This window comes from Qipengyuania pacifica, assembly GCF_019711555.1.
Lineage (GTDB): Bacteria > Pseudomonadota > Alphaproteobacteria > Sphingomonadales > Sphingomonadaceae > Qipengyuania > Qipengyuania pacifica.
Genome location: NZ_JAIGNQ010000001.1, coordinates 274,540 through 298,955, shown reverse-complemented (window position 1 = coordinate 298,955; position 24,416 = coordinate 274,540). Strand labels below are relative to the sequence as shown.

At 63.9% G+C, this 24,416-nt stretch carries 27 protein-coding genes; 11 read left to right on the top strand and 16 right to left on the bottom strand.

What is annotated here, in order from left to right:
* Positions 1 to 11 precede the first annotated feature (11 nt).
* The 3 genes from K3177_RS01495 (at position 12) to K3177_RS01485 (ending at position 1,665) form a co-directional block, all read left to right on the top strand.
* Positions 12 to 827 (top strand): undecaprenyl-diphosphate phosphatase, encoded by an 816-nt coding sequence (locus K3177_RS01495; RefSeq protein ID WP_420493659.1) that lies wholly within the window; start codon positions 12 to 14, stop codon positions 825 to 827.
* Positions 828 to 939: 112 nt separating this feature from the next.
* Positions 940 to 1,194, top strand: coding sequence for a GlsB/YeaQ/YmgE family stress response membrane protein (locus tag K3177_RS01490; RefSeq protein WP_196847131.1), 255 nt, complete (start codon positions 940 to 942; stop codon positions 1,192 to 1,194).
* Positions 1,195 to 1,404: 210 nt separating this feature from the next.
* Entirely contained in the window at positions 1,405 to 1,665 is a 261-nt protein-coding gene (locus tag K3177_RS01485) for a hypothetical protein (protein WP_221596560.1), read from the top strand.
* Positions 1,666 to 1,719: 54 nt separating this feature from the next.
* On the opposite strand, the gene phhA is transcribed toward K3177_RS01485, so the two are convergent.
* Positions 1,720 to 2,658: a phenylalanine 4-monooxygenase gene (gene phhA, locus K3177_RS01480; RefSeq protein WP_221596558.1), complete on the bottom strand. Its 939-nt coding sequence runs from the start codon at positions 2,656 to 2,658 to the stop codon at positions 1,720 to 1,722.
* A 57-nt stretch (positions 2,659 to 2,715) separates the two neighbouring features.
* Here phhA and ppk2 point away from each other — a divergent pair, with 57 nt between their 5' ends.
* Complete coding sequence (ppk2, locus tag K3177_RS01475; protein ID WP_221596556.1) at positions 2,716 to 3,486, top strand: polyphosphate kinase 2; 771 nt, start codon at positions 2,716 to 2,718, stop codon at positions 3,484 to 3,486.
* Here ppk2 and K3177_RS01470 read toward each other — a convergent pair.
* From K3177_RS01470 to K3177_RS01445, 6 genes are all read right to left on the bottom strand, one after another.
* The gene (locus K3177_RS01470; protein ID WP_221596554.1) at positions 3,483 to 4,340 is read right to left on the bottom strand and encodes an HTD2 family dehydratase; all 858 of its coding nucleotides are present in this window, start codon (positions 4,338 to 4,340) and stop codon (positions 3,483 to 3,485) included. The genes ppk2 and K3177_RS01470 overlap by 4 nt on opposite strands.
* Positions 4,337 to 5,569, bottom strand: coding sequence for an acetyl-CoA C-acetyltransferase (locus K3177_RS01465; RefSeq protein ID WP_221596552.1), 1,233 nt, complete (start codon positions 5,567 to 5,569; stop codon positions 4,337 to 4,339). The genes K3177_RS01470 and K3177_RS01465 overlap by 4 nt, the downstream gene beginning before the upstream one ends.
* A gap of 3 nt (positions 5,570 to 5,572) precedes the next feature.
* Positions 5,573 to 6,799, bottom strand: a complete 1,227-nt coding sequence (locus K3177_RS01460) for a CoA transferase (RefSeq protein ID WP_221596550.1) — start codon at positions 6,797 to 6,799, stop codon at positions 5,573 to 5,575.
* 3 nt (positions 6,800 to 6,802) lie between these two features.
* Positions 6,803 to 7,987, bottom strand: a complete 1,185-nt coding sequence (locus K3177_RS01455) for an acyl-CoA dehydrogenase family protein (RefSeq protein WP_247714187.1) — start codon at positions 7,985 to 7,987, stop codon at positions 6,803 to 6,805.
* Positions 7,984 to 8,250, bottom strand: a complete 267-nt coding sequence (locus K3177_RS01450) for a hypothetical protein (protein ID WP_221596548.1) — start codon at positions 8,248 to 8,250, stop codon at positions 7,984 to 7,986. The genes K3177_RS01455 and K3177_RS01450 overlap by 4 nt, the downstream gene beginning before the upstream one ends.
* A gap of 92 nt (positions 8,251 to 8,342) precedes the next feature.
* Entirely contained in the window at positions 8,343 to 8,630 is a 288-nt protein-coding gene (locus K3177_RS01445) for a hypothetical protein (RefSeq protein WP_103023984.1), read from the bottom strand.
* Positions 8,631 to 8,747: 117 nt separating this feature from the next.
* Here K3177_RS01445 and recQ point away from each other — a divergent pair, with 117 nt between their 5' ends.
* The 5 genes from recQ to K3177_RS01420 all read left to right on the top strand — a co-directional run bounded on the left by recQ (position 8,748) and on the right by K3177_RS01420 (position 13,032).
* Positions 8,748 to 10,523, top strand: coding sequence for a DNA helicase RecQ (gene recQ / locus K3177_RS01440; RefSeq protein WP_221596546.1), 1,776 nt, complete (start codon positions 8,748 to 8,750; stop codon positions 10,521 to 10,523).
* Between the two features lie 73 nt (positions 10,524 to 10,596).
* On the top strand, positions 10,597 to 11,511 hold the full coding sequence (locus K3177_RS01435) for an SPFH domain-containing protein (protein WP_247714186.1): 915 nt from the start codon (positions 10,597 to 10,599) through the stop codon (positions 11,509 to 11,511).
* 22 nt (positions 11,512 to 11,533) lie between these two features.
* Positions 11,534 to 11,725, top strand: a complete 192-nt coding sequence (locus tag K3177_RS01430) for a type II toxin-antitoxin system antitoxin (protein ID WP_221596544.1) — start codon at positions 11,534 to 11,536, stop codon at positions 11,723 to 11,725.
* Position 11,726: 1 nt separating this feature from the next.
* Entirely contained in the window at positions 11,727 to 11,984 is a 258-nt protein-coding gene (locus K3177_RS01425; protein ID WP_221596542.1) for a hypothetical protein, read from the top strand.
* 31 nt (positions 11,985 to 12,015) lie between these two features.
* Positions 12,016 to 13,032 carry a right-handed parallel beta-helix repeat-containing protein gene (locus K3177_RS01420; RefSeq protein ID WP_234003178.1) on the top strand — a complete coding sequence of 339 codons (1,017 nt, stop codon included), beginning with the start codon at positions 12,016 to 12,018 and terminating at the stop codon, positions 13,030 to 13,032.
* Between the two features lie 22 nt (positions 13,033 to 13,054).
* Here K3177_RS01420 and ribA read toward each other — a convergent pair whose 3' ends face one another.
* Both ribA and xth read right to left on the bottom strand, forming a co-directional pair.
* Entirely contained in the window at positions 13,055 to 14,161 is a 1,107-nt protein-coding gene (gene ribA, locus K3177_RS01415) for a GTP cyclohydrolase II (RefSeq protein WP_221597414.1), read from the bottom strand.
* The gene (gene xth / locus K3177_RS01410) at positions 14,110 to 14,901 is read right to left on the bottom strand and encodes an exodeoxyribonuclease III (RefSeq protein ID WP_221596540.1); all 792 of its coding nucleotides are present in this window, start codon (positions 14,899 to 14,901) and stop codon (positions 14,110 to 14,112) included. Before xth ends, ribA begins: the two co-directional genes overlap by 52 nt.
* A gap of 102 nt (positions 14,902 to 15,003) precedes the next feature.
* Between xth and K3177_RS01405 the strand changes: the two genes are divergently transcribed.
* Complete coding sequence (locus K3177_RS01405) at positions 15,004 to 16,434, top strand: alkaline phosphatase (RefSeq protein ID WP_221596538.1); 1,431 nt, start codon at positions 15,004 to 15,006, stop codon at positions 16,432 to 16,434.
* A 237-nt stretch (positions 16,435 to 16,671) separates the two neighbouring features.
* Here K3177_RS01405 and K3177_RS01400 read toward each other — a convergent pair whose 3' ends face one another.
* The 5 genes from K3177_RS01400 to pabB all read right to left on the bottom strand — a co-directional run bounded on the left by K3177_RS01400 (position 16,672) and on the right by pabB (position 20,594).
* Positions 16,672 to 17,334: a LolA family protein gene (locus K3177_RS01400; RefSeq protein WP_103023991.1), complete on the bottom strand. Its 663-nt coding sequence runs from the start codon at positions 17,332 to 17,334 to the stop codon at positions 16,672 to 16,674.
* A 74-nt stretch (positions 17,335 to 17,408) separates the two neighbouring features.
* Complete coding sequence (gene rpmG, locus K3177_RS01395) at positions 17,409 to 17,576, bottom strand: 50S ribosomal protein L33 (protein ID WP_103023992.1); 168 nt, start codon at positions 17,574 to 17,576, stop codon at positions 17,409 to 17,411.
* A gap of 142 nt (positions 17,577 to 17,718) precedes the next feature.
* Positions 17,719 to 18,123 (bottom strand): alternative ribosome rescue aminoacyl-tRNA hydrolase ArfB, encoded by a 405-nt coding sequence (gene arfB, locus K3177_RS01390; RefSeq protein ID WP_103023993.1) that lies wholly within the window; start codon positions 18,121 to 18,123, stop codon positions 17,719 to 17,721.
* Positions 18,124 to 18,786: an RluA family pseudouridine synthase gene (locus K3177_RS01385; protein ID WP_103023994.1), complete on the bottom strand. Its 663-nt coding sequence runs from the start codon at positions 18,784 to 18,786 to the stop codon at positions 18,124 to 18,126.
* The gene (pabB, locus tag K3177_RS01380; RefSeq protein ID WP_221596536.1) at positions 18,783 to 20,594 is read right to left on the bottom strand and encodes an aminodeoxychorismate synthase component I; all 1,812 of its coding nucleotides are present in this window, start codon (positions 20,592 to 20,594) and stop codon (positions 18,783 to 18,785) included. Before pabB ends, K3177_RS01385 begins: the two co-directional genes overlap by 4 nt.
* Before the next feature lie 109 nt (positions 20,595 to 20,703).
* Between pabB and K3177_RS01375 the strand changes: the two genes are divergently transcribed.
* The gene (locus K3177_RS01375; protein WP_221596534.1) at positions 20,704 to 22,230 is read left to right on the top strand and encodes a helicase HerA-like domain-containing protein; all 1,527 of its coding nucleotides are present in this window, start codon (positions 20,704 to 20,706) and stop codon (positions 22,228 to 22,230) included.
* On the opposite strand, the gene K3177_RS01370 is transcribed toward K3177_RS01375, so the two are convergent.
* Positions 22,227 to 23,654: a sensor histidine kinase gene (locus K3177_RS01370; protein ID WP_221596532.1), complete on the bottom strand. Its 1,428-nt coding sequence runs from the start codon at positions 23,652 to 23,654 to the stop codon at positions 22,227 to 22,229. The genes K3177_RS01375 and K3177_RS01370 overlap by 4 nt on opposite strands.
* Positions 23,654 to 24,394: a response regulator gene (locus K3177_RS01365; RefSeq protein ID WP_196847116.1), complete on the bottom strand. Its 741-nt coding sequence runs from the start codon at positions 24,392 to 24,394 to the stop codon at positions 23,654 to 23,656. The genes K3177_RS01370 and K3177_RS01365 overlap by 1 nt, the downstream gene beginning before the upstream one ends.
* Positions 24,395 to 24,416: the final 22 nt, after the last annotated feature.

Below are 24,416 nucleotides of genomic sequence, written 5' to 3'. Positions count from 1 at the left end.
GACGCATGCGCATGAATGATTATCTCACCGCGATCTTCCTCGGCATCGTCGAAGGACTGACCGAATTCATCCCGGTATCCTCGACCGGACATCTCATTCTCGCTACCGAATTGTCGGGCGCCGATCCGAGCGAATGGGCGATGTTCAATGTGGTGATCCAGCTCGGCGCCATTCTGGCGGTGGTGTATCAGTATTGGGGCACGTTCTGGTCTGCCGGGATGGGCGTTCTGCGGCGCGAGCGGGAAGGTCTCATGTTCGCCCGCAACATTCTGCTCGGCTTTCTGCCCAGCGCCGTTATCGGCTTCACGCTTTACGAAAATTTCGAGGCCATGCTCGGCAATCCCGGCATCGTCCCCTGGGCGCTGATCGCTGGCGGTATAGCCATCATCGTGATCGAACGGCTCGCCAAACCGCGTGAGGACGGTCAGGGTGTTGCCGATCTGTCTTTGACAAAGGTTCTGGCGGTCGGTTTCGCCCAGTGTCTGGCCATGGTGCCGGGCGTCAGTCGTTCGGGCGCAACCATCATGGGCGCGCTGGCCATGGGCATCAACCGCAAGACCGCAGCGGAGTTTTCATTCTTCCTCGCCGTGCCAACGATGGTTGGCGCGACCACCTTGGAAATGGCGACCAAATACGATCAGTTGATGGCGGGGGCGACGCGCGTCGGCTGGGACGAAATCGCGATCGGCTTCGTCGTAAGCTTTATCGTCGCGCTCTTCGTGATCCGAGCCTTCGTCGCTTTCGTCAGCCGGAACGGTTTCACGCCCTTTGGCTGGTACCGCATCGTCGCTGGCACAGCGGCGCTGCTGTGGCTCGGCATCGTGTAGCAGGTGTTGCAATATTGCGGCACCAATGTTTCCATTCGGCAGATTTGGCGGAACCTTTGCCCGCCTGCGCGTTTTTCCAATTCGTATGAAACGCAAATGTAAGTAGGCACCGATGGGTTTGTTGATCCTGATTGTCGTGGGCGCTCTTCTGGGATGGTTGGCAACAATCATCCTTCGTATCGAGGATGGTCGCGGCATTTTGGCCAATGCACTGATCGGCGTGCTCGGCTCGCTGGTAACCGGTCTTATCGCCGGAAACGGGGCGATTTTCGGCACGGTAAGTGGGACAGCCCTACTGTGGGCCGTGCTTGGATCGGTTGTCGCCATCGGGTTGTTCAATCTCGTACGACAGCGCGCTTACAGCTAAACCGGTCCCCCGATATCTTGGGGTTTCCCGACGCGTCCCGGTCTTTTGCCGAGGCGCGTTTCTTGCTTTGCTCAATACGTTCGACCGTGAATGGAAAAAGACGGGAACTCGCATCTGTCCGGCCCGTTCATCACATTCTCGCCGCATTTCGTTTACGGCGTTAACACGGCGTCGCCATTGCGGCGCGATACAAGGTCAAGGGGAATACACATGAAATTCACCAAAGCTTCGCTCGTCGTTTCGGTTGCCGCTCTTAGCCTCGTCCTCGCCGCTTGCGACGGCCCGAACGAAAACGCCATGGAAGATGCCGGCGAACAGCAGGCAGAAGCCGTCAACGAACGTGTTGATGCCATGGAAGACGCTGGCACCATCAGCGACGCACAGTCGGACGCTATCACCGACCAGGCAGAAGATAAGGCAGATGCCATGGAAGAGCAGGGCGAAGCCATGGATGATGCCCAGGGCATGTAAGCTCTGAGTTATTCTAACGATAACGGCCCCGGAGCGATCCGGGGCCGTTCTTGTTTAAACAGGCTTTGCGCCGGACCCACGACCGCCGCGCAGAGTGTATTCCAAAGTCCCCCGGTTTACCACGTAGTCGACGTCGATCACCGCCGTATTGGCGTAGGTGAAACCGGGCCCCAGGTTCCGATAGAGCTTATCGAAATCGCGCTCTACTGTCTGGCGGTAGAGATCCTCGAAGCTTTCGATGACGAAATATGTCGGCTGCAAATCGCTAATGACATAATCGGTGCGCATTACACGATCCACGTTCAGCATGATGCGGTTGGGGCTTTCCGCCTCGATTGCGTAGACCACCTCGGTCGGGCCCGACAGAATGCCGGCGCCATAGGCCTTGATGCCGTCTTTTTCCTCGATCAGCCCGAATTCCACCGTATACCAGTAAAGCGAGCCCAGTGCCTTGAGGCGATTGTGCCGCATGGCTTTCCAACCCGCGCGGCCATATTCCTGCATATAGTCGGCATAGACCGGATCGGTCAGCATCGGGACATGCCCGAATACGTCGTGGAAGACGTCGGGCTCCTGGATGTAATCGAAGGTTTCGCGCGTGCGGATGAAATTGCCCGCAGGAAACCGGCGGTTGGCCAGATGCCAGAAGAACACATGATCAGGGATGAGCATCGGCACGGGAACAACGCTCCACCCGGTCAAGGCGGTCAGGTCTTCCGAAAGCTTGCCGAATTCCGGCACACCGCCGCGATTGAGATTGAGCTTCTGTAGCCCCGCCATGAAAGCGCTCGCTGCCCGCCCCGGCAACACGCCCATCTGGCGCTCGAACAGATCGTTCCAGATTGCATCGTCATCGCTATCGTACTGCGTCTGCTGGGGCTCGAGCCAGTCGTCGCCGACATGATCCGGCTTCTTCAACGGTGCGGTGAATACCTCTGCCGGAAGGTCGGGTAGCCGGTTAAAGTCCTGTTCGGTTTCTTCGAATGTAGCCATATTGTTGCTGTTGATACTAGCATTGCGTTCACCATTCAAATCCGGCGCGGGAAAACCATGAAAAAGAGCGATTACGAAGCCGAGTTGACGCCGATGAAGGCCGAACTTGTCGGGATGGCACGCTGGGCGCGCGCGACAGGGCAGCGGGTCGTGGTCCTTTTCGAAGGGCGGGATACGGCAGGGAAGGGCGGCGCTATCCGCGCCGTGTCCGAACCACTGAACCCGCGCCAATGCCACATCGTAGCGCTGCCGAAGCCCACGGATACGCAGCAGACCCAGTGGTATTTTCAGCGTTATGTCGAACATCTTCCCAGTGCCGGAGAAATCGTGCTGTTCGACCGCAGCTGGTACAACCGGGCCGGGGTGGAAAAGGTGATGGGCTATGCCGAGGAAAGGCAGGTCGGCGCTTTCCTTTCACAGGCGCCGATATTCGAAAAGCAGTTGGTCGATGATGGGATACTGTTGTTCAAATATTGGCTGACCACCGATCAGGCCCGGCAGGAGGAGCGGCTGCGAGAACGGCTTGATGATCCGTTGAAACGCTGGAAGCTGTCTCCAGTCGATCTGGCAGCACGGGACAAGTACGAGGCCTATACCGAGGCGCGCGAAACCATGCTGTCCGCCACGCATACGGAATGGGCCCCGTGGACATTAGTGGATTTCAACGATCAGAAGCGTGGTCGGTTGACGCTGGTGCGCGATCTGCTCGATCGGCTTCCCGATACGAATGTGCCGCCCGAAGATATAGAACTGCCCGAACTCGGGCATGAACCGCACGCGGAACGTTACACGCTGCTTCAACCTATCGCAGACTATCCGCTGAACTAAACCAGGCTGGCAGAAGCTTTCGTCACCTGACGCCCGTCGGTTGCGAACGCACCCATTTCGATTGCCTCTCCCCTACCCCGCATGACGAGGTGCAGGGGCTCGCCCGCTATTGCGGGGCTCACGCCACGAAAGGAGAAGCTCGCCAGACGGTTTTCGCCGAAACTTCCTGCAGCACATTGCAGCAGCAAGCTCGCAATCAGCGGCCCGTGGACGACCAATCCACGATAGCGCTCTACATCGCGCGCATAGGGTGCGTCGTAATGGATGCGATGGGTGTTGAAGGTGAGGGCGGAAAAACGGAACAGCAGCCGCTCGTCGGGAGTGGCGATGTGGTGAGCCTCCCATGCGGAAGGATCGAAGGTTTCGCCTGTCGGCTCCGGTGGAACCAGAGGCGCCGCGCTATCCTGCGCCTCCAGGTAGACGAGCGTTTGTCGTTCGGTCACTGCCAGTTGCCCGTCGGCGCCGGTCTCGTGGTCGATGTCGACGAAAACCATGTCGCCCCGGCTTCCCGACTTGGCTTCGATGGAAACCACGCGGCTCACGCGATCTATGGCCGAGCCTATGGATATGGGGGCGTGAAACCGGATGGCACTCGATGCCCACATGCGCCTTGGCAAAGGAACTGGCGGGAGGAAGCTGGCCGGACTGTCCTCGCGCGAAGGGTGGCCATCGGCGCCAAGTTGGCCTGTTCGCGCTTCGGGCGTACACAGGCAGAGGTGAATGCCCTGCGGCATCGCATCGCCCGAGGGTGCGTTGCGGTCGAAGGTTGCGCACCAGCGCGCGGCAAGCGAGGGGTCGAGCTGGTCGGCACTGCGCTGCTCGCGCCCGATCCAGTCCGACCACTCAGTCGTCATGCGGCGCGCTCGAATACCGCAGCCATGCCCTGACCGCCACCGATGCACATGGTTTCAAGTCCATAGCGGGCTTTGCGGCGTTGCATCTCGTGCGCCATGTCCGCGAGGATGCGGATGCCGGTCGCGCCGATCGGATGGCCAAGCGATATGCCGGAACCGTTGACGTTGACGATCTCGCGTCGGCTGTCGTCCTCGCTGAAGCCCCAGCCCTTCATCACGGCGAGCGCCTGAGGGGCAAATGCCTCGTTGAGTTCTATCAGATCGATATCGTCCCAGCCGAGGCCTTTCCTGGCAAACAACCGTTCGACAGCCGGGACCGGCCCGATTCCCATGCGGCTGGGATCGCAGCCGGCCGCGCTCCACGAATGGAACCAGAGAATGGGTTCGAGGCCTAGTTCCTCGACCTTGTCTTCGGCGACGACGAGGCAGGCAGCCGCCGCATCGTTCTGCTGGCTGGCGTTGCCGGCCGTCACGATGGCATCCGGGTCGCGCTTCACATCGATGGCGCGCAGGGCTCCGAGCGTTTCGATGGTTGCGTCGGAGCGGAAGCCCTCGTCCCTGGCGAAGACGAGCGGATCGCCCTTGCGCTGCGGGATTTCCACCGGGACCAGCTGGTCTTCGAACTTGCCTTCATCCCATGCGCGGGCCGCGTTCTGATGGCTGCGCGCAGCGAAGGCATCGGCCTCTTCGCGCGTAATGCCGTAATCCTTGGCGAGGTTTTCCGCCGTTTCGATCATGCCGGTGATGATGCCGTACCGTTCGATCGGCTGGCTCATCAGGCGGCCACGGGTCAGGCGATCCCACAGTTGCAGGTCGCCGAGGCGGGAGCCGTGACGGGCCTTGGTCGTGTAATGTTCGACATTCGACATGCTTTCGACACCGCCGGCCAGCACGCAATCGGCGACGCCGGTTTGCACCATCATGGCGGCCGTTGCGACGGCTTGAAGGCCCGACCCGCAGCGGCGGTCCAGCTGGAAGCCGGGGACTTCTTCCGGATAGCCTGCCGCCAGCCAGCTCCAGTGGCCGATGGCCGGCGCTTCGCCGCTGCCATAGCCCTGACTGAACACGACATCGTCGACGCGCGTAGGATCGATCCCGCTGCGTTCCACCAAAGCCTTGATGATGATGGCGCCAAGCTGCCCCGCCTCGAGCGGAGCGAGAGTGCCGAGAAAGCGCCCGACCGGGGTCCTGAGCGGCTTGCAGATGGCTACGCGGCGGTTAGTCGTCATGGGTCAGTCCTTGTCAGAAAGGCGGGCGATGCCCCGGTCGACGAGATCGCCGATGGCGCCGGAGGGGAGGCCGAGGCGGTCGGCCAGGACTTCCTCGGTGTGCTGGCCCAAGTAGGGAGCGGCCCGGGGCAATCCTGCATCGAGGGTGGGGATGTTGGCGAAGCTGCGGGTTGCAGGGTATTCGAAGCCGCTGGGGTTGGCCGGGGAGGGGCCGAAAAGAGGATTTTCCGTCACCAGTTCCGCATCGTTGGCGGCTTCGTGCATGGTGCGATAGCGCTCGAACGTGGTGCCGTGCTGCGTCAGACGGTCCGACAATGCATGCCAATCATACGTTTGACTGCGGGTGCCGAACAGTTCGAACAGTCGGTGCCGGTGTTCGAAACGCGGCCGATCACCGTCGGCGAAGCGCACGTTCAGTTCGTTTTCGAGTTCGGCGATCTCATCGGCGAGATCGAAAGCCGCGACGAGGCCGTCCCATTGCTTGGCCGTCAGCGCGGCGACCATGAAGCGCACGCCATCGCGGCTGCGGAAATCGCGCCCGAATGCGCCCCAGATGGCATTGCCGAGCCGTTCGCGGTCGCCGCCGCGATAGAGCATTTCGGCCATGGCGCCGCTATTGGCCATGGTGCCGATGGCGACATCGCCGAGCGGCACGCGGATTTCGCTGCCCTCGCCGCTGGCGTCGCGGTGGCGCAGCCCCGCGAGCAGAGCGAAAGCGCAATAGGCGCCGGTGACGAAGTCCCAGGCGGGTAGCACCTGGTTGACCGGCGGCGCGGTGGCCGGGTCCCAGTCTTCCGGGCCGCACATGAGCGGATAGCCGCTGGCGGCGTTGACGGTGAAGTCCATCGCCTGCCGGCCATCGTGCCAGCCCATGATGCGCACGCTGACCAGATCCGGACGCCTGGCAGCGATGGCGCCATGCGAAAGGAAGCTCTTTTCCGGCAGGTTGGTGATCAGATTGCCGGTCTTCGCCGACAGTTCGACCAGCAGTTCCCGCCCTTCGTCGCTGCGCAAGTCGAGCGCGACGGATTTCTTCGCCCGGTTGAGATTTTCCCAGCTGAGCGAACGGCCTTCCTTCGTCAGCATGTAACGATCGTAATCGAGACCGCCCGCCTTGTGATCGACGCGGATGACTTCCGCCCCCATCTGCGCGCAGTACAGACCCGCCGTCGGCGAGGCGACGAAGCTCGACGCCTCGATGATGCTCAGACCCGATAGAAGGTCGTACATTCCCTAAAGGCCAGCGGCGTAATCGCGCAGCATGTGCTTGGCGATCTGCAGCTGGAGGATCTGCGTCGTGCCTTCGTAGATGCGATAGATGCGGGCATCGCGGAAGAAGCGTTCCGCGTCATATTCGGCAAGATAGCCGGCCCCGCCGTAGACCTGCACGACGCGATCGACCACGCGACCGCACATTTCGGAGGCGAAGACCTTGAAGGCGGCGGCATGCTTGACCGTGTTTTCGCCCCGGTCGACCCGCGCGGTAACATCGGCCATCATCGCTTCGGCGGCGTAGATTTCGGTCCAGCTTTCGCTGAGCATCTGCTGGATCAGCTGGAAATTGGCGATCGGTTCGCCGAAGGCCTGCCGCTCGCTGGCATATTTGATCGCGCTGTCGAGCGCGCGGCGGGCGTAGCCCGTGCTGGCCGCGCCGACCGAGATGCGGCCATTGTCGAGGCTCATCATGGCAAAGCGGAAGCCTTGCCCGGTCTCGCCGCCCAGAAGCGCATGGCCCGGCACATGCACATCGTCGAGCATGACATCGGAGATATGGCTGCCGGCCTGACCCATCTTGTGATCCGGGCTGCCGGTCGACACGCCGGGCGTGTCCATGGGCACGATGAAGGCGGAGACATGCGCGTTCTTGGGCAGCGCGTCCTTTTCCGTGCGGGCCATGATGAGGCCGACATCGGCATGCGGCGCATTGGTGATGTACCGCTTGGTGCCGTTGAGGATCCAGCCATTGCCATCGGGATCGGGCCGGGCGGTGGTCGCCATGGCGGCGCTGTCGCTGCCGGAACCGGGTTCGGTCAGGCCGAAGCAGGCAATCGCGCCATTGGCGATCCGGGGCCACCATTCGGCCTTCTGCGCATCGGTCCCGCCGTTCTTGATCGCCGAATTGAACATGCCGACATTGATCGAGAAGATCGACCGGTAGGCAGGCGCGGCATATGCCATGGTCTTCACGACCTTGGCATATTGGGTGCAGTTCAGGCCCGCGCCGCCATATTCTTCCGGCACGGTGAGGCCGAACAGGCCCATATCCTTCATTTCGGTGATGATTTCGTCGGGAATGCGGTCATCGGCGATGACCTGCTTTTCTGCCGGGAGCAGCCGTTCGCGAACGTAGCGTTCGAGCTGTTCGAGGAACTGGTCGAAGATGTCGGCATCCATGCCGGGATTGACGGTTTCGGTCATTCGGTAGCTCCATTTTCCGGACCGCCGGTTGCGCGCGTATCCGCGCCAGCGGGCATGGCATCTTCTGCGTCGGCAGCGAGTGTCCCGTCGCCTGCGGAGGGAACCGCGTCATCCGGCAGGCGCCGCTGTTCGATCATTTCGGCAGCGTCGTCGAGCGCTTCGGCTTCGCTTTGCGAGACCGCTTCGACCGGCTGATCATCATCGTAGCCCGAACAGGCGGACAGCGCAGTCAGCGCGGCGAGAAGGGGGACGAGTCGTTTCATTGGCGCGGAAGCTAGGCGCTATCGAACGCCGCGCAAAGGACGCTACGGCGCGGCTGGACGCGGGCGAGCCGGCTGGCCCGCCCGCATGCCAATCAGTTGCTGGAGTCTTCGGACATGGCATCCATGGCTGCGGCAGCGGTATCGGCTGCGCTGTCACCAGCTTCCTGGATCTGGACTTCTTCGCTGGGCGAGGTCACCTGCGGCGCGGGTTCGGTATTGGCGGCCGGATCGGCGACCGGCGTTTCCTCGATCCCGGTCAGAGCTTCGTCGGCGGGCATTTCGACGGTGTCTGCTTCGACTTCGGTCGAGGCATCTTCGGTGCTGCCGCAGGCAGCAAGGGCGATGGTTGCGGCGGCCGTCAGGGCGATACGGAATTTCATGATAAAGTCTCCTTCGTGGAATCTGGCTGGCGGTAAAGCGCAAGCGCGGCATGCGGGGCAAGGGGAAAATTGCCCGCCAGCGGTTGCGCTTGCCCCCGCGTCTGCCATCAGGCCCCGATGAGCGGGATCGCAGGCGCATATCAATCCTTGAAAGATGTCTTCGGCTTCGACGGATTTCGCGGTCGGCAGGAGGATGTCGTCACGCGCATCCTGGCTGGCGCATCGACGCTGGCGGTGATGCCGACCGGCGCGGGGAAATCGCTGACCTACCAGCTGCCCGCCGTGATGCTGCCGGGCACCTGCGTGGTGATCAGCCCGCTGATCGCGCTGATGCACGATCAGCTTCGCAGCGCGCGCGCCAATGGCATCCGCGCGGCCACGCTGACCAGCGCCGATGCCGACTGGCGCGAAACGCAGGATGCCTTCCGGGCCGGCGAGCTGGATCTTTTGTATGTCGCGCCGGAACGGGCGAGCCAGCCGGCCTTTCGCGAATTCCTGAGTTCTGCGCCGCTGTGCCTGTTCGCGATTGACGAGGCCCACTGCGTATCCGAATGGGGCCACGATTTCCGTCCCGATTACCGGATGCTGCGCGGCCTGATGGACGCTTTTCCGCAGGTGCCGCGGCTGGCGCTGACCGCGACGGCGGATCGCCAGACGCGCGCCGATGTCATGGCGCAGCTCGGCATAGCGGAGGACGGGCTGGTACTGGCGGGGTTCGACCGGCCCAATATCCGTTATGCGATCCGCCATCGCGATAACCCGGTGCGGCAGCTGACCAATCTGATGGAAAGCGAGCCGGGGCCGGGGATCGTCTATGCCCAGACCCGGCGCAAGGTCGAGGATCTGGCGGACAAGCTGGCAGCGGCGACCGGGCGGGCCGTGCGGCCCTATCACGCAGGGCTGGATGCTGAGGTGCGCGCGGCGAACCAGAGCGCCTTCGTTGCCAGCGAGGACATGGTGATCGTGGCCACGGTCGCCTTCGGCATGGGGATCGACAAACCGGACGTGCGCTTCGTCGCCCATGTCGGCGTGCCCAAGTCCATCGAAGGCTATTACCAGGAAACGGGCCGTGCCGGCCGCGACGGCGATCCCAGTCAGGCGGTCATGTTCTGGGGGGCGGGGGATTTCGCCACCGCACGCCAGCGGCTGGCCGAGGTGGACGAGGCGCGCCGGGCGGCAGAGCGGACGCGGCTCGATGCGTTGGCGGGACTGGTGGAGACGGCCGAATGCCGCAGGGCCGTGCTGCTGCGGCATTTCGGCGAACACCCGCCGGCAAGCTGCGGCAATTGCGACAATTGCCTGGAGCAGCCCGATGTCACCGATGCGACCGAACTGGCGCGCAAGCTGCTGTCGGCGGTCTATCGTACCGGGCAGAGCTTCGGCATGGGGCATCTGCAGAAGGTACTGACCGGAAGCGAGGACGAGCGGGTGCGCCAGCGCGGCCACGACCGGCTGAGCGTGTTCGGCATCGTCGAACCGGCAGAAGCCGTCTTGCTGCAGCCGCTGTCCCGGGCCTTGCAGGCGCGCGGTGATCTGGTGGCCAACGAGCATGGCGGACTGGCGCTGGGCGGATCGGCCCGTGCCATCCTGAAGGGGGAAAGCGCGGTACAGATCGTGGTCCCGCCCAAGCGCAGGCGCAGGCGCGGGCGACGCGGCGACATGACGCCCAACCCGGTCGGGGATCCCCTGTTCGAGGCCCTGCGCGCCCTGCGCAAGGAACTGGCCGAGGATGCGCAGGTGCCGCCCTATGTCATCTTCCACGATTCAACCCTGCGCGAGATGGCGGCGGCACGACCGGCCACGCTCGACCAGCTTGGCCGGTTGCCGGGCATCGGCGCCAAGAAGCTGGAAGCCTATGGCGACCGCTTTCTGCGCGCGATCGAGCGCCATTGACGGGATCCGATTGACGAAATTCGCTGCCTGATATAAATATGATATCATAATTATATCGAAGGAGTGATTCGTCATGTCGGTGGAATTCAAGGGGATGAATACGAGCACCGAGCGAGCGGGGTCGAGCTTCAGCGGCTATCCCATGCTGCTGTTCATTCTCGCCCTGCTGGTGCTGGTTGTCTGGAACGTGGCGGGAAACATCCCGCCGGACGGTGCGGCCAAGGCCGTGAAGCTGACCTTTTTCGGGCTGATCATCTTCCCGCTGCTGGTGCTGGCATTTCTGGCAGCCGGGTTCTTCATGATCCAGCCCAACCAGGCGACCGTGATTACCCTGTTCGGCGAATATCGCGGGACCGAACGGCGCGAAGGGCTGCGCTGGGTGTGGCCCTGGATGATGAAGAACAAGATGTCCGTTCGCGCGCACAACATCCATTCCGAACGGGTGAAGATCAACGATCTGCGCGGCAATCCCATCGAGATCGCCTGCAACGTGGTGTGGCGGGTGGCCGATACCGCGCAGGCGAGTTTCGACGTCGACGATTACAAGGAATTCGTGAACATCCAGATCGAGGCGGGCCTGCGCACGGTCGGTTCGCGCCATCCCTATGACGATTTCGAAAACGAGGAAGTCACGCTGCGCGGCAGCGCCGATGTCATCAATCGCGAACTGCTGGAGGAGCTGAACGACCGGCTGAAAGTCGCCGGCATACTGGTGGACGAGGCGGGGCTTACGCATCTTGCCTATGCCAGCGAAATCGCCAGCGCCATGCTGAAACGCCAGCAGGCCGATGCGATCATCGCCGCGCGGGCCAAGATCGTGCTGGGCGCGGTGGGCATGGTGGAAGATGCCCTGATCAAGCTGTCGCAGGACAATATCGTCGAGATGGACGATGAACGCCGCGCCGCCATGGTCAGCAACCTCATGGTCGTGCTGTGCGGCGAAAAGGAAGCGCATCCCGTGGTGAACGCGGGCACGCTGTACCAGTAGGCGGACCGGGCGGAACGCTGTCATGAAGAAGAAGGCCTTTGCCCTGCGTCTCGACCCGGCAGTCCATGCCGCGGTCGAGCGCCTGGCCGCGGCCGAACTGCGCAGCGCGAATGCCCAGATCGAGATGCTGCTGCGCGAAGCGCTGGAGAAGCGCGGCATCAATGTCGGCGTCAGCAAGGCGCCGAGGCGCGGACGACCGGCGAAGGAGGACTGACATGGACGACGGCAGACCCTGGTTCGCGCAGAAGCGGTATGGGTATGGCGCGGGCCTGCCCATCGCCTGGCAGGGCTGGGCCGTGCTGGGGGCATGGTCGCTGGCCCTGCTGACCGGCATCGGGCTGGCCGCATGGGACGAGGACGTGGGCCTGATCGCGGGCCTTGCATTGATAGTTCCCGCAACCGCCGCGCTGATCTATGCAAGCGCGATCAAGACCCGCGGCGGATGGCGCTGGCGGTGGGGCGGCGACGAGTGACGCCGTTACCTAAGGGGGGTAACTTATCTCGATGTTAACCATCAAATCCTATGTCGGGACGATGATGTCTCCCTTTGTCTCGCCCGCTTCGCGTCTGCCACGCTGGCTCCTGGCCGCAGTCGGCGTTGCCGCGGTGGGGGCAATTCCGCTTGCTGCCCTGCTTGCCCAGGGCGGCGGCGCGAGCAGTTTTACCGTGCTCGAAACGGGCCGCGGATACGGATCGCTGCAGGAAGCGGTCGACGCGATCGGCGACCGCGAAGGCACCGTGATCATCGCCCCCGGCAACTGGAGCGAATGCGCGGTACAGAGCGAAGGCGTGGTCCATTTCCGTGCCGCCGAAGCGGGCAAGGCCCTGCTGGGCGGGCAGGCCTGCGAAGGCAAGGCGGCGCTGGTCCTGCGCGGCCGCGGGGCGACCGTCGACGGCCTGGTCTTCGCCGATCTGGCGGTGGACGACGGCAATGGTGCCGGTATCCGGCTGGAGCAAGGCCCGCTGCGCGTTTCGCAAAGCTGGTTCCGCGACAGCCAGCAGGGCATCCTCACCGCGAACGGCGTCGACAGCGAACTGGTGGTCGACAAATCGACCTTCACCCGCCTCGGCACATGCGAGAATTCGGCCGGATGTGCGCATTCGATCTATGCCGGCGATTACGGCACGGTCACGGTGACCCGCAGCCGGTTCGAACAGGGCACGGGCGGCCACTATCTCAAATCGCGCGCATCGCGCACCGTGGTGGAAGATTCCAGCTTCGACGATTCGCAGGGCCGCGCGACCAACTATCTCATCGACCTGCCCAATGGCGGCACCGGTTCGATCCGCGGCAACTGGTTCGTGCAGGGGCGCGACAAGGAAAACTGGTCGACCATGATCGCCGTGGGCGCGGAAGGTGCGAATTACAGTTCGAACGGTCTCGTCATTGCGGGCAACGAAGCGCGGCTGGTGCCGGGCCTGTCGCGCAACCCGGCCTTCGTGGCGGACTGGACGGGCGACGATATCGTCATGAGGGACAACCAGCTCGGCAGCGGCATCAGGGCGTTCGAGAAACGCTGATACTGCGCGCCCGCGCCGCTGGTCAGAGGAGATGTCCCGACCGGTCGCGCTTGGTGGCGAGGTAATCGGTATTGTGCGGATTGTCCGGCAGGGCATGCGGCACGCGCTCTGCGACATGGACGCCCTCTGCCTCCAGCGCGCGGACCTTGGCCGGATTGTTCGTCATCAGGCGGATCGTGTCGATCCCCAGCAGATCGAGCATGCGGGCCGCAGTGGGAAAATCGCGCGCTTCGTCCGGCAGGCCCAGCCGCGTGTTGGCATCGACCGTATCGAAGCCCTGGTCCTGGAGCCGATAGGCACGCAGCTTGTTGATGATGCCGATGCCGCGCCCTTCCTGACGCATGTACAGCAGCACACCCCAGCCGCCCCTGCCGGCCTCTGCGGCCATGGCATGCAGGGCCGCATCGAGCTGCGGGCCGCAATCGCATTTGAGACTGCCGAGGATGTCGCCCGTCAGGCATTCGGAATGCAGGCGCACCAGCGGCGTGCGGTCCGCCGACTGTTCGCCGATGACGAGTGCGATATGCTCGCGCGTGTCGTCGGGACTGCGAAACGCGACGATGCGCGCATCTTCCGCCGCCGCCACCGGCAGGCGGGCCCGCGTCGCGATCTGCAGGCGCGATGCGTCGGCGAATGCCGCCACATCGCCTGCCGAAAGCGATACGGCTTCACCCGCGCCCTGCGGATCGACCAGGAAGGCGGGAAGCACGCCGGCCATGCGGGCCAGTTCCAGCGCCGCCCTGGCCTGCGTTTCCCAGCCGAGCGGGAGGGCCTTGAACGGACCCTTGAGCGGGTTCTGCATGTCGAGCGCGGGATCGGCGACGGCAAGGGCCGCCGGCAGATCGAAGGCCTGCGCCCCGCGCATCAGCACCGGCTGGCGCGGCGCCGCCGCTTCGCGCTGGTTGGCCAGCTTCAGCGTGGTCGCACGCGTGGCGGAGATCAGCATCGCCTCGCCCGTCATCTCGCCAAAGGCCGTTTCGACGGGCTGCAACAGCGGTGCGCCCTCGATCGCCAGCGGCCAGCCATGGCGCAGCGCATCGACGGCCTGCGCAGCGCGGCGCGAAGGCGAGCCTGCGCTCAGAGCGCGAACTCCGTCACCAGCGGAACATGGTCGGACGGTTTTTCCCAGTCGCGGGCATATTCGTGGACCGAGTGGCCGACAGCCTGTTTCGCCAGTTCGGGGCTCGCCCACATATGGTCGAGCCGGCGCCCGCGATCGTTCGTCTTCCAGTCTTTCGAGCGATAGCTCCACCAGCTGTAATAGCGATCGGGCGCCTTGATGTGTTCACGGCCGATATCGGACCAGCCGTGCGCATCCATGAAGCGCTGCAGGCTTTCGACCTCGACCGGCGTATGACTGACCACCTTGAGCAATTGCTTGTGGTTCCACACATCGCTTTCGAGCGGGGCGATGTTGAAATCGCCGACGATCAGCGTGGGCCGGTCGATCGCGTCGGCCCAGCGGGTCATGCGTTCGAGAAAGTCGAGCTTCTGGCCGAACTTGTGGTTTACCTCCCGGTCGGGCTCGTCGCCGCCGGCAGGAACATAGACGTTTTCCACGATCATGCCCTGATGTTCAGGCAACTCCACCCCGACATGACGGGCTTCGCCATTGTCCTGCCAGTCGTAACGGGAAAATTCCCTGAGCGGCGTCTTCGATACGGTTGCCACGCCGTGATAGCCTTTCTGACCGTGCACCGCGAAATGTTCGTACCCCAAGGCGCGAAAGGCTTCGTAGGGGAACTGGTGTTCCTGACACTTGATCTCCTGCAGGCACAGGACGTCGGGCGCCTGCTCCTCGATGAAGCGGGCGACGATCGGCATCCGCAGACGAACCGAATTGATGTTCCAAGTAGCAACAGTGACCATGCGCAGCGAGGTAGGCGAGCGCCCCTTTTCCCGCAAGCGTCACACTTTTGTCTTGTGGGTCACTGATATACGACCTCACGAGTTTCATTCCGGAGATACTGCATGATGTTCCGTTCGTTCTGTCTGGCGACCTGCGCCGCCACGCTGGCCCTGGGTGGCTGTACCGCGACAGTCGCGCGGGATGCGCCGCAGACGGCCGCCGCCCCAGTGGCGTCGAGCGAACAGCGGGCCAGGAACGTCATCCTGTTCATCGGCGACGGCATGGGGATCTCTACGGTTACCGCGGCACGGATCTACGCCGGGCAGAAGCAGGGGCAGACGGGCGAGGAATATGTCCTGCCGTTCGAGAATTTCGATCATCTCGCGCTCGTAAAAACCTATAACAGCAATGCGCAGGTCCCCGACAGCGCCGGGACGGCCAGCGCCATGAACACGGGCGTGAAAACAAATATCGGCATGCTCGGCTATGGCCCCGGGGCAACCCTTGGCGACTGCGCATCCGGCAAGGGGAATGAAGTGCCCCTGGTAAGCGAAGAGGCACACGACAAGGGCAAGGCGCTCGGCATCGTCAGCACGGCCCGCATCACCCACGCCACCCCCGCAGCAGTCTATGCGCGCAGTGTCAGCCGGAACTGGGAAGGCGATTCGGAAATTCCCGCAGACCAGCGCGGCTTCGGCTGCAAGGATATCGCCCGCCAACTCGTCGAGACGCCATTCGACGTCGCGCTCGGAGGCGGGAGCGCGGCTTTCTTCGGTGAGGGCAAGGGGGGCCGCAGGCTCGATGCAGGCGCAGATCTTCCCGGAGAGTGGACGGCGAAGACCGGCGGAACCTTCGTCACGAGCATGGACGAAATGACCGCCGCACCTGCAGGAAAGCCGCTGCTGGGTCTTTTCTCACCCAGCCACATGACGTTCACGGCGGACCGCACGCCCGAAAGCACAGAGCCCACATTGACCGACATGACGGCCGCGGCCGTGGGTCGGCTGCGCGGCGATCCGCAAGGATATTACCTGATGGTCGAAAGCGGGCGGATCGATCACGGTCACCATGCGGGCCAGGCCGGTTACGCGCTGGAAGAGGCCGTGGAATTCGCCCGCGCCATCCAGTGGGCGATCGACAACACCGATCCCGAAGAAACGCTGATCCTGGTGACGGCGGATCACAGCCACGTGTTCACCATGGCGGGCTATCCCCGCCGGGGGAACGACATTCTCGGCCTGGTCGTGCCGCCCGCCGGTGGCGGGGAGGATGGCGATACGGGCGAAGGACCCTCGCTCGCGGCCGATGGGAAGCCCTATACGACGCTGGGCTATGGCAACGGCCCCGGGGCGATAAAGCCCGGTGGTCGCGAAATGCCGGAAACCGGCGTGGCCGCGCATCAGCAGGCAGCCATTCCCACCGGTTCGGAAACCCATGGCGGCGAGGATGTGGCGCTCTATGCTAATGGCCCGGGGGCGCAGAACGTGGGCGGGGTGATGGAGCAGAACCTGATCTACGATGTGATTCGCAAGGCCTTCGGCTGGGCCGACTGATCGGTGGTTCGTTTACGGGGGACGCAAAAAACCCCCGCGCCGGGGGCATTGGCACGGGGGTTTCCTGTGAGCGTTCGTCACGCTTGGAACAAGATGAACTAGATGGAAGGGGTCAACAGGGGGGAAACCCGCTTCGCGTCATCTCGTGATTTGAAATCTAGGCGCGCCCCGCTTGCTGTTCAATGAACGCATAGGGGCGGGATGTCGCATAGATGACACCTTTCGCCGCTGATCCGTTTAACCCGGACGACGGGATGATTGGCGCGGGTCACGGAAGGTGAACGCGCTGTCGGCTACCGACACCCCGTAACGCTGGTTCGACAGTCTGACGGTCGTACGGTGATTCTGCGAATCGAGCGCGACCCAGTGGGTCAGCTTCAGCCCGCCTGGCGCAGACGCATCGCGGGAAAAGATCAGGGTGATCACGCCGTATTCGGGGCGATTGGTATCGCGCACCTCGACACTGACGACGTCGGGATGACTGGTAGGAACCAGCTTGCCGTATTTCTTCACGTCGCGACTCGGGTCGAGCAGCGCACCCAGAGGCGAATTGCTGACCGGCCAGCGCTGGACCTGATTGACCTCGTAATCGACCATGTACATCGACTTGCCGTTCGATACGACGAGCATGGGCACGCCCTTTTCGTATTCGAACCGGATCTTGCCGGGGCGCTTCAGCGTCATGACGCCGCGCACGGATTGGCCCGCACGGTCGGTCTGGACGAAATCGGCCTTCATGGTGGATATGCCGCGCAGGGCAGCGACCGCTTTGTCGAGGTCGCCTGCCGCGGCTTGTGCCGGGGCAGGGGCCAGGATGGCGGACGCGGGAAGCGCCGCAGCCAGCGATAATGCCAGCGCGGCGCCGATCGATTTGTTCTTTTTAGAAGACAAGGTGCTCATGCTCCTGCGTTTAGATTTGGAGCATTGAACCATCACTGAACCCGGCTCGTTCCCGCGGTTCAGCTTGGCGCGCATTACTTGATCTTGGCTTCCTTGAACTCGACGTGCTTGCGCGCGACGGGATCGTACTTGCGGAAGGTGAACTTTTCCGTGTGGTTACGCGGGTTCTTCTTGGTCACGTAATAGAAGCCCGTGCCCTCGGTCGAGACGAGCTTGATCTTGACGGTTGCGGGCTTCGCCATGGCGTGTTCCTAAAGATCTTTCTGATGAGCCTGCCCAAAGCGGGCGAAAGGCCGAAATAATTATGGCGGCGCGTGCAGCACCGCCGTCCGGCGCGCCCATTGGGTGATTCACGGGTAAAAGTCAAGCGTCGTGGCTTGCCGGCTACCAGTCTACCTTGCCCCTGTTCGCCTTCACCGTCCCGCGAACCTTCTTCGCCTTGAGGCGCTTGACCTTGCCGACCCGGTTGACGCGGCTCTTGGCGCGTTTGCGCGGCGGGGTGAGCGCCTCTGACAGCAAACCGAGAAGCCGTTCGCGTGCCGCTTCGCGATTCTGGTCCTGCGTGCGGTATTCGTTGGCGGTCAGGACTATTTCGCCGCCTTTGGTCATTTTGCTGCCCGCAATGTCCTTGAGCCGTTCGAACGCTTCGGGCGGCATGCCCAGCTGGAAAACGTCGACACGCAGCTGGACCGCGGTCGCAACCTTGTTGACGTTCTGTCCGCCCGGACCGGAGGAGGCGATGAACTTCTCCTCCGCGATTTCGATAGCCTTGTCCGCTATGCGTCCCATTCAGTCCTGGCCATCGACGAAGCCGAGCGCGGTAAAGTCGCGCGGCAACGGAGCCGTTGCGGCGATCGGCGGCTTGCCATCGCGCGGCACGCCGATCGCTGCGGCGTGAAGCATGGTGCGCGGTGCGCCCTTGCCATTACCGTATACCGGATCGCCGAGCAGCGACATGCCGAGGCCAGCCTGGCAATGTACGCGAATCTGGTGCGTGCGCCCCGTTTCGGGCCGGAATTCGAGCAGCGCGTGGCCATCGATTTCGGCGAGAACGCGCCAGTGGGTGATCGAGGGTTTGCCCTTCTTCGCCGCGATCATGCGCCAGCCTTTTTCGGCACTGCTGATCTTGGACAGAGACAGTTCGATCGTGCCTTCGCTGGTCGATGGGACACCTGCCAGTACGCCGAGGTAACGCTTTTCGACGAGCCGATCCTCGAAAGCCTTGGCGAATCGTTTCAGCGCCTTGGGATTGCGGGCCAGCAGCAGGCAGCCGCTGGTGTCCGTATCGATCCGGTGAACCGGCATGGGCGGGCGCTGAAAGCCGAGCTTGAGCTGTTCGAAATGGTCTTCAAGACTTGCCCCGCCACGACGCGGACGTTCGATGGGGAGGCCGGCGGGCTTGTCGATTACCAGCGCTTCGCCGTCTTCGAACAGGATCGGAATATTGGTCATGTCTTGAGTTTCGCGTCCATCATCAGGCGCAGCGCATTGCCTAGGAAGAAGCCGTTTTCCAAGTCTTCTATATGTAATTCGGCTTCGCGCGCCTTGCCTTCGTCCAGCAGGGTCTGCCGGAAAACGCCGGGTAACAGGCCGAGATGGGCGGGCGGTGTCAGCAAGACCCCGTCTTCGCCGCGAACGAAAATGCTGGTGACGCAGCCTTCGGTAAGCAGCCCGTCCTCGCGCACGAACAAGGCTTCCTGCACGCCGTGGGCGCGGGCTACGCGCTGCCCTTCCTCGTAAAAACCGCGGTCCGTGGTCTTGTGTCGAAGGCGCCAGTCGCCGGGATCGACCGGGAGGGGAAGGACGATCGCCTGTGCCGGTTCCGGCCAGGCTTCAGGAACGTCGTGCGCTTCCAGCGAAATCGCACCCGATCGCGCCGCCAGCAGGCGGACCCTGCTGGGTTTCTCGAGCACGAAGCAGAGTGCGTGCATCTGGTTGCGGGCTTCGTGACGGTCGAAGGAAAATCCCAGCTCTGCCGCGCTGGCCTTCATCCGCATGAGGTGCGCCTCGAGCAGGGGGATGCCCTTGTCCGGGGTGAACCGCATGGTTTCGACCAGATCGAACTGTGCGGCGCGGTGTTCGGGCGAGGACGTGCGCGCGAAGGCACCCTTGAGCAAGGCCTCGCGCCATTCGGTGCGCGGTTCGCTGTCGGCGACGATCGCACCGCCCACGCCCAGCACGGCCTTGCCCCGGCCATTTTCGATCTCGGTCAGGCGGAGAGTGCGAATGGCCACATTGAACGCCGCATCGCCATCTGCGCCGATACGACCGATCGCGCCGCAATAGGGCCCGCGCGGATCGCGTTCGACCGCGTCGATCAACTCCATGGCGCGGATCTTGGGCGCCCCGGTGATCGAACCGCAGGGGAACAGGGCACGGACCAGATCGACGGCGCTCCGGCCTTCATCCAGGCGTGCCCGAATGACGCTGACCATCTGGTGGACGGTGGGGTAGGTTTCGATTGCGAAGGGTTCGTCCACATGCACGCTGCCCGCTTGGGCAACGCGGGACAGATCGTTGCGCATGAGGTCCACGATCATCAGGTTCTCGGCCCGGTCCTTGACCGACCCGGCCAGCTCGGCCGCCATCGCCGCGTCCGCTGCCGTATCGCCGCCGCGCGGGCGCGTGCCCTTCATCGGCTTGGCCTTCGCTTCGCGTCCCTTGAGCGAAATGAAAAGTTCGGGGCTCAGGCTCAGCAGCCAGTGCGATCCGTCGAAGATCACGCCGCCGTAGCCGGCCTGCGCTGCCGGGCGCAGCGCGGCGTAAAGGCCGACGGGATCGCCCGTGAAATTGCCGGCGAGCGGAAAGGTGAGGTTCGCCTGGTAGATATCGCCCGCCCGGATCGCTTCCTGCAGCGTGGCGAACGCCCTCTCGTAGCCGCCCGGTGAAAGCTGCGGATCGAGCGGCCCCACGCTGCCGGGACCCTGCGCGTGGGCGGCCAGCCAATCGGGCATGTCGGCGGCGGCAATGCGGGTGGGCGCGTCGAACAGGCCAAGCCAGACAAGCGGGCCGACCGCCCCGCTGCGTGCATGGGCCAGCAGACGCAGCCTGTCTTCCAGCGCCAGCCCGGCCTCGTAGGCGATGAAACCGGCCAGCTCGCCGCCGGACCTGCGCGCTTGTTCCGCTGCGGAAAGGACGTCGGCAACCTGGTCGGGCCGATGGGCAACGAAGACCTGGCGCGGGTTTTCGAACAGCAAGGCATCTGCCGCACCGTGTTCGCGCGCATCGTCGAGCAGGACAAAGGGATGCCTCTCCGCCATCGGTGCCAGCCTTTACCCTATGCGCTGCGCCTGTCGAGGGATTGCTTGACCGCGCCCACAAGCCTTTGCCACATCACCCGGGACTAAACAGTGTCGGGAGTACGGGCGGGTGAGCGAGATTTTCATTGGTCTGGGGGCGAATGGGGAACGGCAGGTCCTGCGGCTGGACCAGGCCAATCGCCACGGCCTGATCGCGGGCGCCACCGGTACCGGCAAGACGGTAACCCTGCAGGGGCTCGCCGAAAGCTTCTCTGCCGCGGGCGTTCCGGTATTCGTCGCCGATGTGAAGGGCGATCTTGCAGGCATATCGATGGCCGGATCGCCCCAGTTCAAGAATGCGGACAAGCTGGAAAGCCGGGCCAGGGAACTGGGCATGGACGACTATGCCTATGCCGACAATGCCGCGGTGTTCTGGGATCTGTACGGCGAACAGGGGTTTCCCATCCGCACGACGATTTCGGAAATGGGACCGCTGCTATTGTCCCGCCTGCTCGATCTGAACGATACGCAGGAAGGCGTTCTCAACATCATCTTCCGCTATGCCGACGACAACGGGCTGCTGCTGCTCGATCTGGGCGATCTGCAGGCGATGCTGGCCTATGCTTACGAGAACGCAAGCGAGCTGTCGGGCAGTTATGGCAACGTCACCCGGCCGAGCGTGGGCGCCATCCAGCGCCAGTTGCTGAGCTTCGAAAGCCAGGGCGCCGATCTGTTCTTCGGCGAGCCAGCCCTCGAGATCGACGATTTTTTGAAGGTCGACGATCGGGGCCGCGGCATGATCAACGTGCTGGCCGCGGACAAGCTGATGCGCGGGCCAAAGCTATATGCGACCTTCCTGCTCTGGCTGCTGGCCGAACTGTTCGAAAGCCTGCCCGAAGTGGGCGATCCGGAAAAGCCCAGGCTGGTCTTCTTCTTCGACGAGGCCCATCTGCTGTTCGACGAGGCGCCCGAAGCGCTGGAAGACAAGGTCGAACAGGTCGTGCGCCTTATCCGGTCGAAAGGCGTGGGGGTCTATTTCGTCACCCAGAACCCGATCGACATTCCCGAAAAGATCGCCGGGCAATTGGGCAACCGGGTTCAGCATGCCCTGCGCGCTTTCACTCCGCGCGACAAACGCGCGATAAGGGCGGCGGCAGAAACCTTCCGCATCAATCCCGACCTCGATGTGGAACAGGCGATAACGGAACTGAAAGTGGGCGAGGCGCTGGTGTCCACGCTGGATGAAGACGGTGCGCCCGGCGTGGTGCAGCGGACCCTGGTCAAGCCGCCCTATTCGCGGCTCGGTCCCGTGACGGAAAAAGAACGCAAGATCGTCAATTCGGTCAGCGATCTCGATGGGAAATATGACGACGCTGTCGATCGCGAAAGCGCGGAGGAAGTGCTCGCTGCGAAAGCTGCGGATGCGGCTGCCACGGCTGCGGAGGTGGAAGAGGCCGGCCGCAAGGAGGTGGGCAAGCGGAGCCGCAAATCGACCTCGCTCTGGGGCCGTGCGGGCAAGGCCGCTGCAACCGCTGCCGCCGGTTCTCTCAGCTCGATTGCCGTGGCGACGGTCCTTGGCAAGAAATCCAGCGCCGACCCGCTGCGCACTGGGGCCACCGCCTTCGTGCGCAACATCATCGGCGGATTGATGCGCTAGACCGGAATTCGAAACTCTGCGCGCAGGCCGCCTTCCGGCCGGTTCGCCAGCACCAGCGCGCCGCCGTGCTGTTCGGCCACGGCCCGCGCCAGCGTAAGACCCAGCCCCGCCCCGCCGGTCTCGCGATTGCGACTGGCTTCGCCGCGGGTGAACGGTTCGAGCATGTCCTGAATGCGGTCGGCAGGAATACCCGGCCCGTCGTCGTCGACGCGCAGGACGGCGTGGCCGTCTTCGCGCAGAATGGTGACGCGCGCCGTTCCTGCATAACGCAGCGCATTGGTGATCAGATTGCGCAGCCCGCGCTTCAGCCAGGTCAGGTGCACCGGGGCGACCACGCGGCCTTCCGTATCCAGCGTCACCGGACGCCCCATGTCCTCGAATTCCTCGACCACCGATTCGGCCAGTGCGCCCAGTTCGGTTCTTTCCGGCTCCGCGCTGGTGCGTCCGATCCGGGCGAGCGAAAGGATCTCGTCGAGCGTGTTGGTGATATCCTCGATGCTGTCCGCCATCTTCGCGCGAGCGGCTTCGTCCTCGACGCTTTCGATACGGACTCGCAATGCCGCCAGCGGAGTCTTGAGATCGTGGCCGATGGCGCCGAGCATGACGTCCTTCTCGTCGAGCATCGAGCCGATCCGCGCCTGCATCGCATTATGCGCTTCGATCAGGCGGCGGATATCCTGCGGGCCCGATACGGCCAGCGGCTCCTCCGCCATACCGGCGCCGCCGAACCGCCGCGTGCGCTCGGCCAGCGTGTCGAGCGGGCGGGTGATCCGCCGCAGGACGAAATAGAGCAGCCCCACAAGTACCAGAAACAGTATCACCGTCTGCATGGCGAGGGTGCGGACGATGGCGCGGTCGCGCTGGGGCAGCGGCAGGCGGGCCACCTGCCACGTGTCGCTCCCTGCCTGCCTCAGCCCCACGACGAGAAGGTCATGCGGTGTCGCCTCGGCTCTGGCCTTCAGCCGTGGGCGGCGTTCTGCGGCAGCGCCCACCAGTTCGTCATCCAGCAAAGGGCGCTCGAAGACGACGAGTTCTTCGACATCGACCCCTTGCGCGGCCAGAATATCCGCCAGTTCGGCTTCGCGCTCGGCTTGGCGCGCCTGACCGGGGACCAGCGGCGATTGGCCGGCCTCGCGGTACCGGATATTGCGCGGAAGCCGGATGCGGCGCTCTCCTTCGCTGGCCGGTGAAAGCGGGCGAGCCAGGCGCCGCGGTCCCCGCCTCTCGCCGCGTTCGGACGGCGCGCGCTCGGCCCGGCGGGCTCCGGCGAGCAACTGGAAGGCCGCTGCGTTCATGATGGCGAGCTCGCGCCGTTCCGACGCGGCGCGATAGAGCATCACCGCCGAAATGCCCTGCGCGATCAGCAGCGCGGCCGCCATCGACAGCATCACCTGGCCAAGCAGGCTCTGCGTAAACCGGCGCATCAGCCCTCGTCCGCGCGGCGCAGGCGCGCGACATCGGTGGCGAACCGGTATCCGCCGCCCCGGACCGTCTGGATAAAACGCGGGTCGCGGCTGTCGGCTTCGATTTTTCGCCTGAGCCGGCTGATCTGATTGTCGACCGCACGGTCGAACAGATGCGCCTCGCGGCCCTGCACCATGTCGAGCAGCCGGTCGCGGTCGAGCACCTGCCGCGGATGGTCGCAAAAGGCGCGCAGCATGCGGAATTCGGCTGTGGAGAGCGGCACCAGCGCGCCGTCCGGATCGGTCAGCCGATGCTTGAGCGGATCGAGCTGCCAGCCTTCGAATTCATACAGGAGTTCGTCATCGGTCGCAGGCGCTGCGGGCCGCTCGGCACGGCGCAGTACGGAACGGATCCGGGCGACAAGTTCGCGCGGCTCGAACGGCTTGGTCACATAATCGTCGGCGCCGATTTCCAGGCCGATGATCCGGTCCATCGCTTCGCCTTTGGCGGTAAGCAGAATGGTCGGCAGGCGCCGGCTTTCGACCAGATGGCGGCACAGCGACAGCCCGTCCTCGCCCGGCATCATGATATCGAGCAGAACCAGATCGGGCGTCGCCTGCGCCAGCTTCGTGCGGGCCGCGGCGGCGCTTTCGGCCTCCTGCACCACGAACCCCTGGCGAGTGAGATACTCGGCCAGGGGCTCGCGCAGGGTCGGCTCGTCGTCGACCAGCAGAAGGGTGGTAGGCGCGGGTTCGGTCATGATCGGTCCTCGCCCGCGATTA